The sequence below is a fragment of the Breoghania sp. L-A4 genome (assembly GCF_003432385.1).
GTDB lineage: Bacteria > Pseudomonadota > Alphaproteobacteria > Rhizobiales > Stappiaceae > Breoghania.
Window position 1 is genome coordinate 4,989,159 of sequence record NZ_CP031841.1, and the last position, 16,841, is coordinate 5,005,999.

Sequence of the window (16,841 nt, forward strand, 5' to 3'; positions counted from 1 at the left end):
CAGAGTTTGTGTTGCAAAATTTAAGAAATTTATTACACAAATAAGCAGCCACGATCAAAATAGGAGCTGCGCAATGCCGGTCAATATCGAATCCTATGACCTCAGCAACCTAGTCGACTATCACTATGGGCGTTTTCCTCCTAGCCAGCTCGATCTTGCTCGCTTGATAGAACCCCTAGCAAAGGCACAAGACGCGATCTCACGCTACGATCAAATGCTCCTGTCACTTCCAAACAGCGAGCTTCTCTTGGCCCCGCTTCGCCAAAACGAAGCAGTTATCTCTTCTCGGATGGAGGGGACAATTTCAACCGTCGATGAGGTCATGATCTACGAGGCGGAAAGCGAAGACGATGGGACATCACGGCCCGCACGGGATGATGTCGTTGAGGTGGCTCTCTACAGCCATGTTTTACGCCGCGCCCAAACCGCTGTTGCCAAAGGTGATCCAATTAACGAGGGGCTTATCAAGAACGCGCATCGTGTTCTTTTAAGCTTTGGCCGCGGTGCAAGCAAATCTCCAGGTCAATATAAATCAGAACAAAACTATGTCGGCGACGACAGAAGAAAAATAATTTATTTCAAGCCGATCAGCCCCCTGCATCTTCAACCCGCCATGCAGGACCTCTTGACGTTCATTGAGACGTCCACAATGCTACATCTGTTTAAGGTTGCTATTGCGCATGTCGAATTCGAAGCACTACATCCGTTCAACGATGGGAATGGACGTATCGGCCGGCTGCTCATAACGTTGTTGCTGTGGAAATTCGGCCTAATTCACAAACCCCATTTCTACGTCAGTGCGTTTTTCGAGACCCACAAGGAAGCATACATCGAATTGATGCGTGCTGTCTCGCGCGATGATGACTGGACCGCTTGGACGGCATTCTTCCTGGAAGCCATCGCCGAGCAGGCCGAGAGCAATCTTCAAACAGCGAAGAAAATCACGACCCTTTACGACGACATGAAAGAACCGTTTCGGGAAATGTCCGGTTCGAAATGGCACATCGCGGCCCAAGACAGCATATTTGAGAATCCGATTTTCAAGAACAGTCATCTGATCAAGCGCTCGGGCATGCCCAAGCACGTGGCCACTCGGATCACAAAGCTTTTGCACGAAGGCGGCTTGTTGCGAGAAATCCGTCCCGCGAGCGGCCGCAGGGGCGCACTCTACATGTTCGAGCCGCTGATGGAAATCGTTAGAGCTTGACCGGAGGTCTGATATCGCGGGAACACCAATCCAATTGAAGAGCGTTCTCACCACCCCTGGAGCCCCCATGCGTATCGTCAAAATTCTGCTGATCGGGGTGGGTTCTGCGTGGTGCGCGGCGGTGCTGGGGGCGTGGGGCTGGCTGCTGGCGATGGGCTGCGGCATGAACCCGACGGGCTGCCAGCGCTTTCCCATGCCCTGGGAGGATCCCGAGCTGGCCGCCGTCATGCTGCTTCTGCTGCTCATTGGCGGCGCGATGATCGGCGCGGGCTGGCGGCAGCGCAGGGGCTGAACCGGTCCGGCAAGCGCGCACCCTGTTCAAGCTTGCCGCGGGAATGGGGCCAGTCGGGAATGGGCCACCGTCCCGGCATGGCGCCGATGCTTCGAGACGCCCGGCTTGCGCCGGGCTCCTCAGCATGACGCTGGGGGAGGATGACGCTGGAGGGAGGAAAACTCTTAAGAATATCAATACGATGACGTCATCATGTTGATATTCTGATAAAATCACCACCCACTCAACGTCATGTTGAGGAGCGCCACCTGGCGCGTCTCGAAGCATCGGCCGCATGTCGGGAAGACGACACACCCTTGGGAAGGCGGCCCCGACGGCGGGAGCCGGCAGCGCTTCACGCACCGTATCATTCCCGCGCAGGCGGGAATCCAGCCACCACCTGGCTGAATTGAGTTACTCAGTCTTAAGTCCACGGAGGTCTGGATTCCCGACCCGGGCTTCGCCCTCTCGGGAATGGCACCGGGCGCGAAACGCCAGGACAGCGCCACCACCCGTTCCGGAAACCATCCGCGCGTCACGCCACGGCCGTCTCCGGAAGCTTCGCGCCGGCGGGCAGCATGAAGCCGTCGAAGAAGCGCGCGAGCACATCAAAGGCGTCGATCGGCAGCACGTGGGCGACATACTGGTCCGGCCGGACGATCAGCAGGCAGCCTTCCGCGCGGTCGATGCCGCGCAACTCGAAAATGTCGCGGTCGTTTTTCAAATCCGGGCAGAGCATCTTTTCATAGTCGATGAGTCCCAGCCGTCCCTTGCGCGGCAGCAGGAAGGCCGGCATGGCCTCGAGCGCCAGCGCGTGCCGGTCCTGCTGGAAGACCGCGCGCACGTCGATGACACTGTCGATATCCGCGTCTTTCGCGGTGTACCGGCGCACGGGCGAGTCCGGCGCCTCATCGAGAAAGCGGCACAGCGCGCGGATCGCCGAGTTTTCGGCCGCCGGGTCCTCGTCGGGGCTGAAGGCATAGAGATGCCAGCGCGTGTCGGCGCTCACCGTGTGGCCCAGCTCGATGGTCTTGGCGTCGGCCAGCCGGACGACGGGCGCGGAATGAAACCGCGTGCCGATCTCAAATCCTTGCGCCAGCGCTTGCCAGCGCGCCTCGCCGGTCAGCACGGAAGGGCGGTAGGTCACCGACACGCCGGCGGTCGAGCGGCCGTGCTCGATGAAATAGCGCTGGAATTTCGGCGCCGCGCCGTCCGCGCCGTCGCCGGCTTCCGGCGGCTCGCTCATGATCCGCGACCACTCCCGGTCGAAATCGATCAGATCGCTCGCCACCGCCTGGCGCTCGGCGGAATAGCTGTGCAGGATTTCTGGCGGGCAGCGCCCCTGCAGCACGGAGACCAGCTTCCAGCCCAGATTGAAGGCGTCGCCCATCGACACGTTCATCCCTGCCCGGCCTTCGGGCTGTGGGTATGGCAGGCGTCGCCGGCGATGAACACATGCGGCAGGCGGGCATCGATATCGTCCTGCGGCACGTCGTCGAACTTGTCGGTCAGGCGCTGGCCGATCTCGTAGACCGACCACCACACCACCTCCTGCACCGACAGCGCATAGGGGCGAAAAATCCGCTGGGCGGCGGCGATCAGCCGGTCGATGGTGATGTTGCGGCTCGCCACCCGTTCGTCCGCGCCGAGCTTGTCGAGCTCGATGTAGAGGCGCGTGAGATAGCCGCCCTCGCGCGGGATGATGATGATGTTGCCCTCGCCGGCCGACTGGATCAGCGTCTTGCAGCGGATGTCGGGAAAATCCGTGGTCGCCAGCACGTCCATGACGCCCCAGGCCTGATTGGCCGAATCGCCCACAAGCTCGCGGCCGATGGCCGTGCGCACGGCGCTGCGCGCACCGTCGCAGCCGACCACATAGCGCGCACGCACGGTGAGCCGCTCGCCCGCGCGGCCCGGATCCACCCGCTCGAGCGTCGCGGTCACCGGATGCGCGCCGCCCGCCGGATCCACGCTCAGTTCAACGAGTTGCAGCGAATAGTCGGGCTCCAGCCGCGTGGGCGAGCGCCGCATGACGTCGAGATACATGTCGTGCACGCGCGCCTGGTTGAGGATCGTGTGTGGCATCTCTGACAACCCGTCCTCCACGTCCTGGATGCGACCGTTGCGGATGATATGGTCGGGCTGTTCCGGATCCGGCTTCCAGAAGGTCGTCTCGTTGACCCAGTAGCCCTGCTTCATCACCGTGTCGGCGAAGCCGAAGGCGTTGAACATTTCCATCGACCGGCAGGAGATTCCGTCGGCCTGGCCCTTTTCCATCGGCCCCGCGCGGCGCTCGACGATCCGCGTGGTGATGTCGGGGAAGGCGGAAAGCTGGGCTGCCAGCGTCAGTCCCGCGGGGCCCGAGCCGACGATCAGCACATCCACCGCATCGGGGAGGTCCGCGCCGTCACGGCCGGGCGCTGCGTCGGAGACTTCCGGATCGCCGGGGCGGAACCCGTTCAGGTGATACTGCATGGTCGACCTCCCATGGGACAAAATTAATAAGTTGACTTACTTTATGCGGCGTGGCGTCGAGGGCGTCAATAAAAAAGTATGTGTCCTTACTGAATCTGAGTATGTTTGGGACATCCGCCGGCGAGTTCGGCTTCGGACCAATCACGAGGTTTCATGAGCGCGAGCTCCAGAATGCCGGGACATCTGATCCGGCGATTGCATCAGGTCTCCACGCATGTGTTCGTGCAGCGGGTGCGCGAGGCCGGGTTCGACCTGACGCCGGTGCAATTCGCCGCGCTGGACGCGCTGCGCCACAGCCCCGGCATCGACCAGGCGGGCCTGGCGCAGGCCATCGGCAAGGACCGCGCGACGGTGGGCGCCGTGGCCGACCGGCTGGAGCAGAAGGGGCTTGTGAGCCGCACCGTCAGCCAACGCGACAAGCGCGCGCGCGAACTGGTCATCACGAACGAAGGCGCGGCGATCGTCGCGACGCTTCTTCCCATTGTGGAAAAGCTTCAAAAGGAGATCCTGCCCGGCCTCGATGAGGCCGAATACCAGCAGTTCATCGCCCTGGCCGCGAAGGCCGCCAACGTCACAATCGAGGATTGAGCACGCCTAGCGGAACATCGCCTGCGGGATCACCAGCGCAATCTGCGGAAACAGCACGATCAGCAGCAGGCATACCGCCATCGCGCACCAGAACGGCAGCACGCCGCGAAAGATCGTCGCCATGGGCACATCCCGGGCGACGCTCTTGACCACGAAGACGTTCAGCCCCACCGGCGGCGTGATCATACCCATCTCGATCACAATCACCGCGATCACGCCGAACCAGATCGGATCGAATCCGACCGCAATGATAATCGGAAAGAAGATCGGGATCGTCACGACCAGCATTGCCAGCCCGTCCATGAACATCCCCAGCACCAGATAGGCGAGCACGACCAGCAGCAGCACACCGTAGGGCCCGAGCCCGGCGGACATCATTGCCTCGCCGAGGGTTGCCGGCAGTTGGGTCAGCGCGAGGAAGGGATTGAGTACGCTGGCGCCGATGATGATGAGATAGAGCATCGCGGTCGTGCGCACGGTGTCGGCGACGGCCTTGCCGGCGAGCGCCCGGTCGAGCTTTCCCGCCGCCACCGCCATGATGATCACCAGCCCCGCGCCCACGCCCGCGGCCTCCACCGGCGTGAACACGCCGAGATAGATGCCGCCGATCGAGACGATGATCACGGTGATCAGCGGCAGAGCGCGCGCGAGCGCCAGAAAGCGCTCAGGCAGCGGCACGCCGGGTCCACGCGGTCCGGCGGCGGGGTCGACGAGGGTCACGAGCGTGATGGCGGCCATGAAGCACGCGGTCAGCAAAAGCCCCGGCAGAATGCCCGCCATGAACAGTTGGCCGATGCTTTCCTCCGTCAGGATCGCGTAGATCACGAAGCCGGTCGACGGCGGGATCAGAAAGCCCAGGGTGCCACCCGCCGCGACCGCGCCGGTGGCCAGGGCGTCCGAATAGCCGAACCGCTTCATTTCCGGCAGCGCCACCCGCCCGATGGTCACCGCGGTGGCGACCGAGGAGCCGCTGACGGCGGCAAACGCCGCGCAGCCGACGATCGACGCCGAGGCGAGGCCGCCGCGCAGCCATCCGACCCAGGCAAAGGCGGCCTCGTAGAGGCGACGGCTGAAGCCCGCGGCCGAGGCGATGTTGCCCATCAGGATGAACAGCGGGACCACGGTCAGCGAGTAATTCGCGGTCGCGGAAAACGTCTCGGTGACCAGCAGCGCGTTGGCGGAGCGACTGCCGTTCAGAATCAGAGTGCCGAAGTAGCCGGCCGCCAGCATGGCCATGCCCACCGGCATGCGCAGGATCATCAGGACGAACATCGCCCCCAGACCGCCGAGCCCGATCGCGAAATCACTCATTCCGGCTCACTCCGGCACGTAGGACATCGGCGAGCTGCAGCGCGAGGACAAGCGCGTAAAGCGCCGCGCCGAGCGCCAGAAGCCCGTAGAACGGCCACAGCGGAATGGCGAGCATATTTGTGGCGTCGCCGAATTCGGCGGCGTCGCGCAGCTTGGCCCAGGTGCGCCAGGCAAGCAGCGACAGCAGGTAGATCGAGATCCCGCGCGCCAGGATGTCGCCCAGGAATCGTCCGGTCGCGCCGATGGCGTTGTCGAACACATCGACGCGCACATGGTCTTCGCGCTGCGCCGCCGACGGCATCGCCAGCATCACAAGCGCGACGGAAACCAGTTCGATGATCTCGTTGCCACCGAGAATGGGGGCGGAAAAGACATAGCGCATGATGACCCCGGCGAAGGTCGCGATCAGCAGGATCGCCAGCGCGATCGAGGAAAGCAGGGTCAGGGCGCGCACGGCCCATTCGACGGGTGTCGAATGGGCCAGACCGCGCGAGGGTCGCGCGGTCTCGTCAGTCATCTTTCAGAGCGCTGACGTAGGCCGAGGCCTCGAGCCCGTTCGCATCGGCCTCGGCGATCACGGTTTCCACCACCGAAGCGGAGGCCGCGTTGAATTTCTCGGCTTCCTCAGGCGCCAGCGTGATCAGCTCCTTGCCGTCGGTTGCCACGAAATCGGCGATCGCCTTATCAGCGATGCGCAACCACGCCGCGTTGCCGTCGAGCGCCGCCTGGCGGCCCGCATCGAGAACGACCTTCTGCTGCGCCTCGATCAGGTCCTTGAAACCGTCGCGATTCATGATCAGGAAGAAGCTGGAGATCGTGGTGTCCATGCCCTGGGTGATGTATTTCGTGACTTCCTTCAGCCGGAACGCGCCAAGGGTGGTGGCGTCGATCATGGCGCCGTCGATCACCCCGGTCTGCATGGCGTTGTAGATCGCCGGGGCGGGCATCGACACGGGCGCGGCACCCCAGGCTTCGATTACCAGCCCTGCGTTGCGCGAGGGAACCCGGATCTTGAGCCCCTTGAGATCGTCGAGGCTGCGCACCGGCTTGTCCGCCATGAACAGCAGATTGGGGGCGTTGTTCCAAAGTCCCAACAGCACCACGCGGCGGTATTCGCCCGAGAGCTTGTCGAGATTGGCCAGCACCCTGGCGGTGCCGGTCTCGGCATCGATGACGCCGGGAAGTTCGCTCAGAAGAGTTTTCGGGAAGGTTGACGCCGTGTAGCCGGGCAGGCTGAAGACGATGTCGGCGACGCCGTCGACCGCGCGGTTGTATTGCTCCGCCGGTCCAGGACCGAGCTCGCCGCCCATGAAGAGGCTTACGGTGACCGCGCCGTTGGTCGCCTCGGAAATGGTCTTGGCGAAGGGCTTGTACGTCGTATCGACAACGAAATGGGTGGGCGGCTGGAAATCGGCCAGCTTCAACTCGGTCGCCTGCGCCATCGGCGCGACCAGCATCAGTGTGGCGGTCAGCCCGCCAGTCAGAGTCTTCACAATCATCCTCATCTCCTCCCGTATCCTTTGTTCACCGGGTCCCGCGCGAGGGCCCCGCTCCTTCGTGCGCGCTCCACAATGTGCAATGGACGCAGCCTTCCGATCGGCGGTCTGTGAAAAAGGCCGCTAACCGGTGCGCCGCCTCCAGCCCTGCGAAAAGGGATCCCGCGACAGCGGCCGTCCGACGCACATCGCATCTCGATCGTCTCGCATCCGCCCGTTTCCCCGGAGGCCATGTCGGGAACGCGCTGCCCGCTCATGCGACAAATTTGATAAGTTGACATATCATAAGCATGGAATTCGGCCGGCGGTCAATTCAAAAGTATGTACAGATATCAATTTGCGTGACGCGGCACAGGCCCGGCGTCACGGGCGTATCCGGCCACACGGAGACTGTCGACGCGGCGGATTGCCGGCGGTCGTGCCCTGCCCTTCGGGCGGGATGGGTTTCCCGATTGCCGTTAAGGAGGTCTTCTAAGGCTTCACCGCCGGAACCGGCTCAGCTGCTGTCTGCTCGCCCTCCGTCGCCGGGCCGGCGAGCACCAGCGACCAGAAGACCTTATATTTGTTGCCCGGCGCGTAAGCCGTCGCGATGCCCATGCGGGTGACGTCGGCATGGCGCATGTTGGCATCGTGGCGCGGAGATCCACGCCAGCCGGAAAAGGCGTCGGCCAGCGTGTGATAGCCGGCCGAGACATTCTCGACAGCGGGACCGGCGGGATATCCGGCGCGGTCGAGCCGCGCGCGCACCAGGTTTCCACGCTCCAGCGACACATCTACCTGGCCCTTTTCCGCCATGGCGCGGGCCTGGCTGTGCGCGACCCGCTGCAAGGCCGCGTCGGCCTGCAGCAGCGGCAACCCCTTGTTGCGGCGGTACCCGTTGATCATGGCGACGGCCGCCTCCGTGTCGATTTCCGCATCGCGCTCGGCGAGATCGACATAGAACGACGGACCTCCCGCATCGCGCGGGCCGCAGGCGGCCAGGGCAAGAGGCAGGCCGAGAAACAGCGCGGTTGCGGCGCGGCGAGCGATGATTGTCATGGGATTGTTCCTCACCGGCCGTCTCCGTCGCCCGCGTCCTGCGAACCTTCATCACCGGAAACGTCGTCCTTCGTCGCCGCACCGGGCGGCGTCGCCGCGACTGGCTTGCGGGCGGCCGCAGTCTCCGCAGGCGCCGGTCGCGCGGCCCGTCCGCCGCGGCCCATCACGGCCTCCAGCCGATCCATGTCGCGCAAATGAATATCCTGCTGCGGGAAGGGAATCTCGATGCCCGCCTCGCGGAAACGTCGGATGATGTCGAACCGTATCTCGGACTTGACGATCAGCGACTGGTCGATATTGGCGAGATAGGCGCGCAGTTCGAAATCCAGCGAGCTCGCGCCGAACTCCATGAAGAACACCTGCGGCGCCGGATAGGCGAGCAGCTGTTTGGTGTCGCTGGCGACCTCCATGAGAATGTCGCGCACCTGTTCAGGATCCGAGGCGTAGCTCACGCCGATGGGAATGATGATGCGGCCGGTCGTGTCGTGGTGCATCCAGTTCTTGACCACACCGGATATCAGGTCGGAGTTCGGCACGATCACGGTCTGGCGGTCGAAGGTCTCGATTTCCGTCGCCCGCACGTTGATGCGCCGGACGAACCCTTGTTCGGCGCCCACCACGATCCAGTCGCCCACCTTGATCGGACGCTCGGCGAGCAGGATCAGGCCGGAGACGAAGTTGTTGACGATCGACTGCAGGCCGAAGCCGATACCGACGGAAAGCGCGCCCGCGACGATGGCGACATTCTGCAGGTCCAGGCCCATGAAGGTGAAGGCCGCCATGGCGGCGATGATCACGCCGATGTAGCCGAAGGTGGTGCGGATGGAGGTTTTCAGACCCACGTCCAGCCGCGTGTGCGGCAGATAGCGGTTTTCCAGCCAGCGCTGCATAGCGCGCGTCGCGGTCAGCCCGACCACGAAGATCGCCAGCCCGATGACGATGTCCGACAGCGCGAAGGTGAAGGAGCCGACCTGGAAGCCGAACATCGCCTGGCGCAACAGGCTGGTGATATCGGTCGTGTTCACGCCCCAGGGCGCCAGCACGGAAACCACGGCGCCGACGATCAGCAGGATGCGCACGACGCCCGACAGCAGCACGCCGATCTGTTCGACCGCGTTGCCGCTAATCGCAAGACTCTCGGTCAGTCCGCGACCCACCGGCGCGTCGGCACGGAAGGCCGCCGCCGCCACGTCGTCGGTGAAGATCAGCAGCAGATGCAAAAGCCCCAGCACCGAGGCGCTCCAAACGATCTGCTCGGTGATGAACCAGGAGAACTGGATGTAGCCGAACACGGGCGCGGCCAGAGACACAAGGGCGGCGAGCCAGTACACCGGCATCAGCCAGCGCCACAGGAAATTCAGCCCCGATGCGCCCGCGGCATCCTCCTCCTCGCGCGCCGGTTCCGCCGCGACGATCCTGAGCGCCGCCATGCTCAGCAGCGCCACGGCGATGGAGATGACGGCCGCGATGGCATCCGAGGATTCAACCGGGACGCGCAGCACCTCGTCGATGCCGTCGGCAAAAAGTCCCAGGCCAAAGACCACGCCGCCAAGAAACACCAGTTTCATCAGCCCGTCGGCGCGCGCATCCGAAAGCGGAATCAGCCGCCAGCCCGGCTTCTTGGGCGCGATCACCGCCCAGCCCAGCCCCTGGGCGAAGGCGAACATCAATAGCCCGCGGAAAATCGCCCGCAACGCCATGCCGATGCGCTCGGGCATCAGCTCGAAAACATCGAGCCCGCGGTAGAGCACGACCATGGTGATAACGGGTACGACAACGGCGAGAAAGGTGATGGCGACCGCGGCGCCCGAGCGCGCAACGGGCGTCGGGTCGGCGACGTCTCCATCGCGCGCCGCGCGTTCCAGCAGCACATGGCGAACCGGCCACACCAGAATCACGGAGGCGATCAGCGCGCCGAAGACGAAGAGCACAGCCCAGCCGCCGGCCCTGGAATAGATCAGGCTGAACCAGTCCTGCACCAGCAGCCGCAGGGCTGTCACTGTGGCCGGCGTGTCGGTGGCCACCCGCAGCCACAGGCCGGGATCGAGAATGCTCGAGGACGGCGTCAGCAGCCGGCGCGTGAGCTGACCACGTCGCACATCGGAGATCCGCGTGATCATCTCTTCCGCGCGCAGTTGCACCACCTGCACCTGCTTCAGCGCTCCAGTGAGCGTGGCCAGCAGCGCGCGCTGCTCGGCGAGTTGCGCGCGCACCTCCTCGGTTTCGGCTTCCGCGCCGGCTTCCGCCGGCGCCAGTTCGGCAACCTTGCGCTCCACCGCCTTGACCCGCGGCTGCAGGCTGCGAGCCGTGTCCTCGGCGGCGGCTTTCACCGCTTCGGCGCGACTGCGCAGGTCGTCGAGGATCGGACGGCCGATGCCGGGCCGTTTCAGCGCCGCGTCGATCTGCTCAAAGGTGACCGTCCAGGCGTCCAGCTTCGCGTGAACCTGAGCCGCGCGCTCCTGGTCGCCGAGCGTGTCGGAGCCGCCGGGCAGGCGCACCGCGTCGCGCAGGGTCGGCAGCGGACCCGCGACCGGCGGCGCATCGGTGGCTGTGACGGGGGATGCTGCGTCGTTCGACCCGGTACCCGGCGCCGCATCAGAGGACGCATCCGATGTCGGGCCGGCCGGATTTGCCGCCTTGGGCGCGTCCTGCGGCGGCAGGGCCTGGTTCAGGATGCGGCCCACCACGCCGGGCACAGGCTGCGTTTCGGTTGCCTGCTCGCTTGCGGGCTGGGCCAGGGCATTCAGAGCGCCCGCCCAGTCGCGGCCGGTCCCCGCAGTGATTCCGGCCAGCACCGCGATTCCGACCACGGCCGCGGCCAACGGTCCGGTCACGGCGCGGCGAAAATTTCGAATTCGGCGCTTCACGATCGCAGGCTCTCTTGAACGGTCCGCACGCGATTGCGTCCGGGGACACGGGATCCGGCGCGCCTCCGGCGGGCAAACGTCCGGGGCGCGTCGGACAAGATCCCGATGGGCGCGGGCCCTTGCCTGAATAGCGCAGAAACTGACATAGCGTAAACCTGAAGCGTCGGTCGCCCCGCGCGGGGTTGGATCCGGGCGCGAATCCGGCCCCGATGTGCCAACACATTGTGGCGCCGACGCGGCGGGCCGGAGCGACACCATCTCGCGCCGTTGCCGGCGCGGGGTGGGCCTACGGTTCGTTCTGGCGGCACGCTCCGCAAAGGCGCGGCGCCGGCGCTAGTTCATCGCCTTCGCGGCCGGATCCTCGGGCGGCGGCGTCAGCGCGCGGCTCATCTCGTCGTGCCCGACGACGCCCTTGAGCTCGCCCTTGTCGCCGAGAACGGCGATCGGATAGTCGCTTTCCAGCGACGCCGGCAGTACGTTTTCCAGCGTGTCCTCGGGCCCGAAGTGGGGTGCCTCGACGGCGATATCCGACATGGTCACGGCCCGGTCGTTGCCCGCGATCGCCTGCTCCACGGCCTCCTGGGTGACAACGCCATGATAGATGTCGTCCGCCACGTAATAGCCGAAATCCTTGCCCGTGCGCCGCATCTCGTCCAGCGCGCGGTCCAGATTGTCGGTGGTGATGCGGTGGGCCGGCGGCTTCATCACCACGTCCACGGTCAGCACCCGGGCGCGGTTGACGTCACGCACGAAGGCGCGCACGTAGTCGTCGGCCGGGTTGAGCAGGATCTCAGGCGGCGTACCGACCTGGATCAGCTCGCCGTCCTTGAGAATGGCGATGCGGTCGCCGATCCGCAGCGCCTCGTCGAGATCGTGGGTGATGAAGACGATGGTCTTGTGCAGCTTCTCCTGCAATTCGATCAACTGGTCCTGCATCTGACTGCGGATCAGCGGGTCGAGCGCGGAGAACGCCTCGTCCATCAGCAGGATATCGCCGTCGGTCGCCAGCGCCCGTGCGAGGCCGACGCGCTGCTGCATGCCGCCTGAAAGCTGGCTGGGATACTGGTCCTCGTAACCCGCCAGCCCGACGCTCTCGATCCACTTCCGCGCGGTCTCCTGCCGTTCCGCCTTCGGCACCTTCTGGACCTCGAGGCCGAAGGCCACGTTGTCGATGACAGTGCGGTGCGGCAGAAGGCCGAAGCGCTGGAACACCATGCCCATGCGGTGACGCCGGAAGGCCACCAGCTCGCTGGTCTGGAACTTCATAATGTCGGTGCCGTCGACCTCGATGGCGCCGTCGGTGGGATCGATCAGCCGGTTGAAGTGGCGGATCAGCGTGGACTTGCCGGAGCCCGACAGGCCCATAATGACGAAGATCTCGCCCTGCTCGATGCTGAGCGAGACATCGTGCAGGCCGAGCGTGTGGCCGGTTTCGGCCAGCAGCTCGTCCTTGCCCATGCCGGCCTTGACCAACGGCAGCGCCTTTTCCGGCGCCGAACCGAAGATCTTGGTCACATTCTTGATTTCAATCAGGGACATCTCAACCAGCCACCTTGCGGAACTTCTGCATCCTCTGGCCGACAGCCTGGGTGATGCGGTCGAAGATGATCGCCAGAATCACGATGGCGATGCCGCCGATCAGTCCCTGCCCGGAATCGTTGCGCTGGAGACCCAGCAGCACCGTTTCGCCGACACCGCGCGCGCCGATCATCGAGGCGATCACCACCATCGCCAGGGCCATCATCATGGTCTGGTTGACGCCCTGCATGATGGAGGGCAAGGCGAGCGGAATCTGTACGCTCTTGAGGATCTGCCAGCGCGTCGAGCCGAAGGCGCGCGCGGCTTCCACGACTTCGGTGTCCACCATGCGGATGCCCAGATCGGTGAGGCGGATCAGAGGCGGCGCGGCGTAGATCACCGTCGCCAGGATCGCCGGCACCTTGCCGAGCCCGAACAGCATCGCCGCCGGGATCAGGTAGACGAAGCTCGGGATGGTCTGCATCAGATCGAGCACGGGGTTCAGCGCGGTGCGAAATCGCAGCGAACGGGCGGCCAGCACGCCGAGCGGCACGCCGATCACCAGCGACAGGAACACCGAGACCAGCATGATCGCGATGGTCTGCATGGCCTGCTCCCACAGTCCCAGCGAGCCAATGAACCACAGCCCCGCGACCATACCGAACGACATGAAGAGCCGGCGGCTTGCGGCATAGGCCAGAAGCCCGACGACCAGCAGGATGACGATCGGATCCGCGCTGCGCAAGAGCTGCTCAAGGGCCACCAGCAACGTCAGGATCGAATTGGAAAAGGCTTCGAAGCCGTCCCCGTAGTTGATCACCAGAAAATCGACGAACGTGTTGGCCGCCTTGCGGATCGGGCGTCCGAAATCCAGAAACAGCGAAATTTCCATTGACGTCTCGTCCTTGCACGAAGGGCGGGACACGAACCTCGTCGCGCCCCGCCCAATCAATCACACTGCCGTGTGCCTCAGCCTTCCAGGCCAGCCATGACGCGTGCCGCCACCTCTTCCGGAACCCAGGTGGTCCAGACGTCGCGGCTGTTCTTCAGGAAGTCCTGAGCGGCATCGTCAGCCGTGCCGCCGGTGTCCTGCATGTAGGCCAACGCCCTGGAGACCATCGCGTTGGTCGTCTCGTAGGCGGTCAGGAACTCCACGAGCTTCGGCGCCTTGTCCGCGAAATCGGAGTTCGCGTAGACGTGCACCTTCGACAGCGGATAGGCCGTCGCCTCGGTCACCTTGGTCGGGTCGGTCTCGGCCGACAGCTTGTCCCAGATTTCCTTGTCGTAGGCCGGCTCTTCAAGCGCCACCACTTCGTCGCCGATCTTGCCGAGAACCCAGGTCGGACCCCAGTAATAGAAGACGATCGGCTTCTTGCGCTTGATCGAGGATTCGATCACCGCGGCCAGCGCGCCGCCGGTGCCCGGACGGAAGTTCACGAAATCGTCGAGCAAGCCGTAGGCGTTGAGCTTCTTGGTGTTGATGACCTCGCAGCCCCAGCCGGCGATGCAGTTGTAGAAGCGGCCCTTGCCCGGCTCTTCCGGATCGGCAAAGAGTTCCTTGTACTTCGGCAGGTCGGAGACCTTCTTCAGTCCCTTGGCCGGCGCGTCGTCGCCCTCGACCATGTATTTCGGCACGAACCAGGCCTGGGTCGCATCGGGGAAGTTGATTCCCAGATCCTGGAACTGGCCGGCAGCCGTCCCCTTGGCCAGCGCCTCGGTGACGTTGTCGGGCCAGATTTCCATGGTCACGTCGATGTCGCCGCGTGCCATGCCGTTGAGAAGCGGAATGGTCGAGCCGGGTATGACGTCCGTCGCGCAACCGTAGCCTTTTTCCAGAATGTAGCTGGCGAGCGCGGTGTGAAACGCGTTGGAATCCCAGTCCAGGCCGGCAAACACGACCGGGCGGTCGATTTCGCATGTCGGCTCGGCGGCGGCGGCCGACATCGTCGTCAGCGGCAAGGCCAGCGCAAGGCCGGCGAGCACATTAAAGAGTGGGCGCACGTGTCGTCTCCAATTCGATTGAAGCGATGCCCACGAAAACATCGGCGTTCTCGCGGCGAAACCGCTCCGGATTTCCGTTTGTTCGAGCCCATCCGCGCGAAACAAGGCCGTTTCTCGCGGATTTACTCTCTTGGCATGTACGGCCCTGCCGGTCCCGAAGGATCGTTTCGAGCGCGGATCAAGCAATCCACGGCACGCTCCCGAGTCCCTCAGGAGCGGAAGACACGCCAGACACCACACGCTCAGCGCACAGGCATCGAAATGGTTCAACACGACGGAAAACATCCCGGGAACCATCGAAGGCGCCATGAAAGGCGCCGGCAAGCGCTGCGTCTTGCATGAAATCCGTGCTCGAGTGTCGAGCAGGAAGCGGCCGCACCCAATCACGCGACGCCGGGAAGGCGTCACGGTATTTCATCTGATCATGATAGATTTTTTGACCGACAAGTCAACACAGAGCTGCGGTTGAAGGTGCGAAAACCCGGGACTCTTCAATATTCGTGAAAAAATAATCTATCCGACTACACGATGAAAAATAATTATTTCACCTTGAGAGAAAATTTCATTCATTCTTACTTATTCTCCTAGGCCCCGCACGCAAGATCTCGAATATGTCTTGACGCATACTGAAACTGTAACTTCGAGGGCAAGACAATCCGTGCCGATTCAAAGAAAATGCCGCTTCCGGGAGAACCGGGAGCGGCATGAAGCAAGCGGGGATGGCAAGGCCCGCGCGCCGTTCCCGGCGCGCCATTGTCAGCGTGCGGACGCATCCAGCACGTCGTCGAACGAGCGTAACCCGGCTTCCGGCGCGTTGACCAGAACCGCCATGTTGCCCGGCGCGTGCTGGTTCTTCCACATTTTCGTGTGCGCCTTGGGGATCTGCGCCCAGGGGAACACCTCGCTCATGCACGGGTCGATGCGGCGCTCGATCATCAGCTTGTTGGCGGCGGCGGCCTGTTTGAGATGCGCGAAATGCGATCCCTGGATGCGCTTTTGGTGCATCCAAACGTAGCGCGCATCAAAGGTGATGTTGAAGCCCGTGGTGCCGGCGCAGAACACCACCATGCCGCCGCGCTTGACCACGAATGTGGAAACCGGGAAGGTCTGCTCGCCCGGATGTTCGAAGACGAAGTCGACATTGACCCCTTGCCGGTGATGTCCCAGATCGCCTTGCCGAACTTGCGCACTTCGTTGAACCAGGTCTTGTATTCCTCGGAATTGACCTTCGGCAGCGGCCCCCAGCAGGAAAAATCCTTGCGGTTGATGACGCCCTTGGCGCCCAGGCTCATGACGAAGTCACGCTTGTCCTCTTCCGAGATGATCCCGATGGCGTTGGCGCCGGCCGCCGCGCACAGCTGGACGGCGAAGACGCCCAGTCCGCCGGAGGCGCCCCACACCAGCACGTTGTCGCCGGGCCTGATGATATGCGGACGATGCCCCCACAACATCCGGTAGGCGGTGGCCAGCGTCAGCGTGTAGCAGGCGCTTTCTTCCCACGTCAGATGCTGCGGCCGGTGCATCAGCTGGCGCGCCTGCACGCGGGCGAATTGCGCGAACGATCCGTCCGGCGTCTCGTAGCCCCAGATGCGCTGCGAGGGCGAGAACATCGGATCGCCGCCGTTGCACTCCTCGTCGTCGCCATCGTCCTGATTGCAGTGGATGACCACCTCGTCGCCGACCTTCCAGCGTCGCACCTTCGAGCCCACCGCCCAGACGATGCCCGAGGCGTCCGATCCCGCGATGTGATAGGGGCTCTTGTGGACGTCGAAGACGGAAATCGGCTCGCCCAGACCGGCCCAGATGCCGTTGTAGTTGACGCCGGCGGCCATCACCAGAACCAGCACCTCGTCGTCGGCGATCTCCCAGGTCGGCAGCACCTCGAGCTGCATGGCCTCTTCCGGCGGACCGTGCCGCTCGCGGCGGATCGCCCAGGCGTGCATCTTCGCCGGCACATGACCCAGCGGCGGGATCTCGCCGATGTCGTAGAGATCCTTGAGTTCGGCCTTGGGGACCGGACGTGTTTCTTCGGCTTCAACGATTGCTGACATGTTCCTTTTCCCGCGCTA

11 protein-coding genes and 2 pseudogenes are annotated in these 16,841 nt (G+C 64.0%); 3 read left to right on the top strand and 10 right to left on the bottom strand.

What is annotated here, in order from left to right:
• Positions 1-73 precede the first annotated feature (73 nt).
• Positions 74-1,207, top strand: a complete 1,134-nt coding sequence (locus tag D1F64_RS22805) for a Fic/DOC family N-terminal domain-containing protein (RefSeq protein WP_117414286.1) — start codon at positions 74-76, stop codon at positions 1,205-1,207.
• A gap of 67 nt (positions 1,208-1,274) precedes the next feature.
• The gene (locus D1F64_RS22810) at positions 1,275-1,499 is read left to right on the top strand and encodes a hypothetical protein (protein ID WP_117414287.1); all 225 of its coding nucleotides are present in this window, start codon (positions 1,275-1,277) and stop codon (positions 1,497-1,499) included.
• A 514-nt stretch (positions 1,500-2,013) separates the two neighbouring features.
• On the opposite strand, the pseudogene D1F64_RS22815 reads toward D1F64_RS22810, so the two are convergent.
• Positions 2,014-3,953 (bottom strand): annotated as a pseudogene (locus D1F64_RS22815) (FAD-binding monooxygenase).
• A 153-nt stretch (positions 3,954-4,106) separates the two neighbouring features.
• Here D1F64_RS22815 and D1F64_RS22820 point away from each other — a divergent pair.
• The gene (locus D1F64_RS22820; RefSeq protein WP_117414288.1) at positions 4,107-4,541 is read left to right on the top strand and encodes a MarR family transcriptional regulator; all 435 of its coding nucleotides are present in this window, start codon (positions 4,107-4,109) and stop codon (positions 4,539-4,541) included.
• 6 nt (positions 4,542-4,547) lie between these two features.
• Here D1F64_RS22820 and D1F64_RS22825 read toward each other — a convergent pair whose 3' ends face one another.
• From D1F64_RS22825 to ccrA, 9 genes and pseudogenes are all read right to left on the bottom strand, one after another.
• Positions 4,548-5,852 carry a TRAP transporter large permease gene (locus D1F64_RS22825; RefSeq protein ID WP_117414289.1) on the bottom strand — a complete coding sequence of 435 codons (1,305 nt, stop codon included), beginning with the start codon at positions 5,850-5,852 and terminating at the stop codon, positions 4,548-4,550.
• The gene (locus D1F64_RS22830; RefSeq protein WP_117414290.1) at positions 5,845-6,369 is read right to left on the bottom strand and encodes a TRAP transporter small permease; all 525 of its coding nucleotides are present in this window, start codon (positions 6,367-6,369) and stop codon (positions 5,845-5,847) included. Before D1F64_RS22830 ends, D1F64_RS22825 begins: the two co-directional genes overlap by 8 nt.
• The gene (locus D1F64_RS22835; RefSeq protein WP_117414291.1) at positions 6,362-7,351 is read right to left on the bottom strand and encodes a TRAP transporter substrate-binding protein; all 990 of its coding nucleotides are present in this window, start codon (positions 7,349-7,351) and stop codon (positions 6,362-6,364) included. The genes D1F64_RS22830 and D1F64_RS22835 overlap by 8 nt, the downstream gene beginning before the upstream one ends.
• Positions 7,352-7,819: 468 nt before the next feature.
• Entirely contained in the window at positions 7,820-8,386 is a 567-nt protein-coding gene (locus D1F64_RS22840) for a CAP domain-containing protein (RefSeq protein WP_117414292.1), read from the bottom strand.
• Between the two features lie 11 nt (positions 8,387-8,397).
• Positions 8,398-11,253 carry a DUF3772 domain-containing protein gene (locus D1F64_RS22845; protein WP_162901720.1) on the bottom strand — a complete coding sequence of 952 codons (2,856 nt, stop codon included), beginning with the start codon at positions 11,251-11,253 and terminating at the stop codon, positions 8,398-8,400.
• 333 nt (positions 11,254-11,586) lie between these two features.
• Positions 11,587-12,792, bottom strand: a complete 1,206-nt coding sequence (locus D1F64_RS22850) for a glycine betaine/L-proline ABC transporter ATP-binding protein (protein ID WP_117414294.1) — start codon at positions 12,790-12,792, stop codon at positions 11,587-11,589.
• A gap of 1 nt (position 12,793) precedes the next feature.
• A complete protein-coding gene (locus D1F64_RS22855) occupies positions 12,794-13,663 on the bottom strand; it encodes a proline/glycine betaine ABC transporter permease (RefSeq protein ID WP_117414295.1) in 870 nt (289 codons plus the stop codon).
• 77 nt (positions 13,664-13,740) lie between these two features.
• Positions 13,741-14,772, bottom strand: a complete 1,032-nt coding sequence (locus D1F64_RS22860; protein WP_248304559.1) for an ABC transporter substrate-binding protein — start codon at positions 14,770-14,772, stop codon at positions 13,741-13,743.
• Positions 14,773-15,528: 756 nt separating this feature from the next.
• Positions 15,529-16,823: pseudogene (gene ccrA / locus D1F64_RS22865) on the bottom strand (crotonyl-CoA carboxylase/reductase).
• Between the last annotated feature and the right edge of the window lie 18 nt (positions 16,824-16,841).

Excerpts from the sequence above, each read along its gene's own strand:
- D1F64_RS22805 (WP_117414286.1), top strand. The coding sequence starts at position 74 with ATGCCGGTCAATATCGAATCCTATGACCTCAGCAACCTAGTCGACTAT.
- D1F64_RS22810 (WP_117414287.1), top strand. The coding sequence starts at position 1,275 with ATGCGTATCGTCAAAATTCTGCTGATCGGGGTGGGTTCTGCGTGGTGC.
- D1F64_RS22820 (WP_117414288.1), top strand. The coding sequence starts at position 4,107 with ATGAGCGCGAGCTCCAGAATGCCGGGACATCTGATCCGGCGATTGCAT.
- D1F64_RS22825 (WP_117414289.1), bottom strand. The coding sequence starts at position 5,852 with ATGAGTGATTTCGCGATCGGGCTCGGCGGTCTGGGGGCGATGTTCGTC.
- D1F64_RS22830 (WP_117414290.1), bottom strand. The coding sequence starts at position 6,369 with ATGACTGACGAGACCGCGCGACCCTCGCGCGGTCTGGCCCATTCGACA.
- D1F64_RS22835 (WP_117414291.1), bottom strand. The coding sequence starts at position 7,351 with ATGATTGTGAAGACTCTGACTGGCGGGCTGACCGCCACACTGATGCTG.
- D1F64_RS22840 (WP_117414292.1), bottom strand. The coding sequence starts at position 8,386 with ATGACAATCATCGCTCGCCGCGCCGCAACCGCGCTGTTTCTCGGCCTG.
- D1F64_RS22850 (WP_117414294.1), bottom strand. The coding sequence starts at position 12,792 with ATGTCCCTGATTGAAATCAAGAATGTGACCAAGATCTTCGGTTCGGCG.
- D1F64_RS22855 (WP_117414295.1), bottom strand. The coding sequence starts at position 13,663 with ATGGAAATTTCGCTGTTTCTGGATTTCGGACGCCCGATCCGCAAGGCG.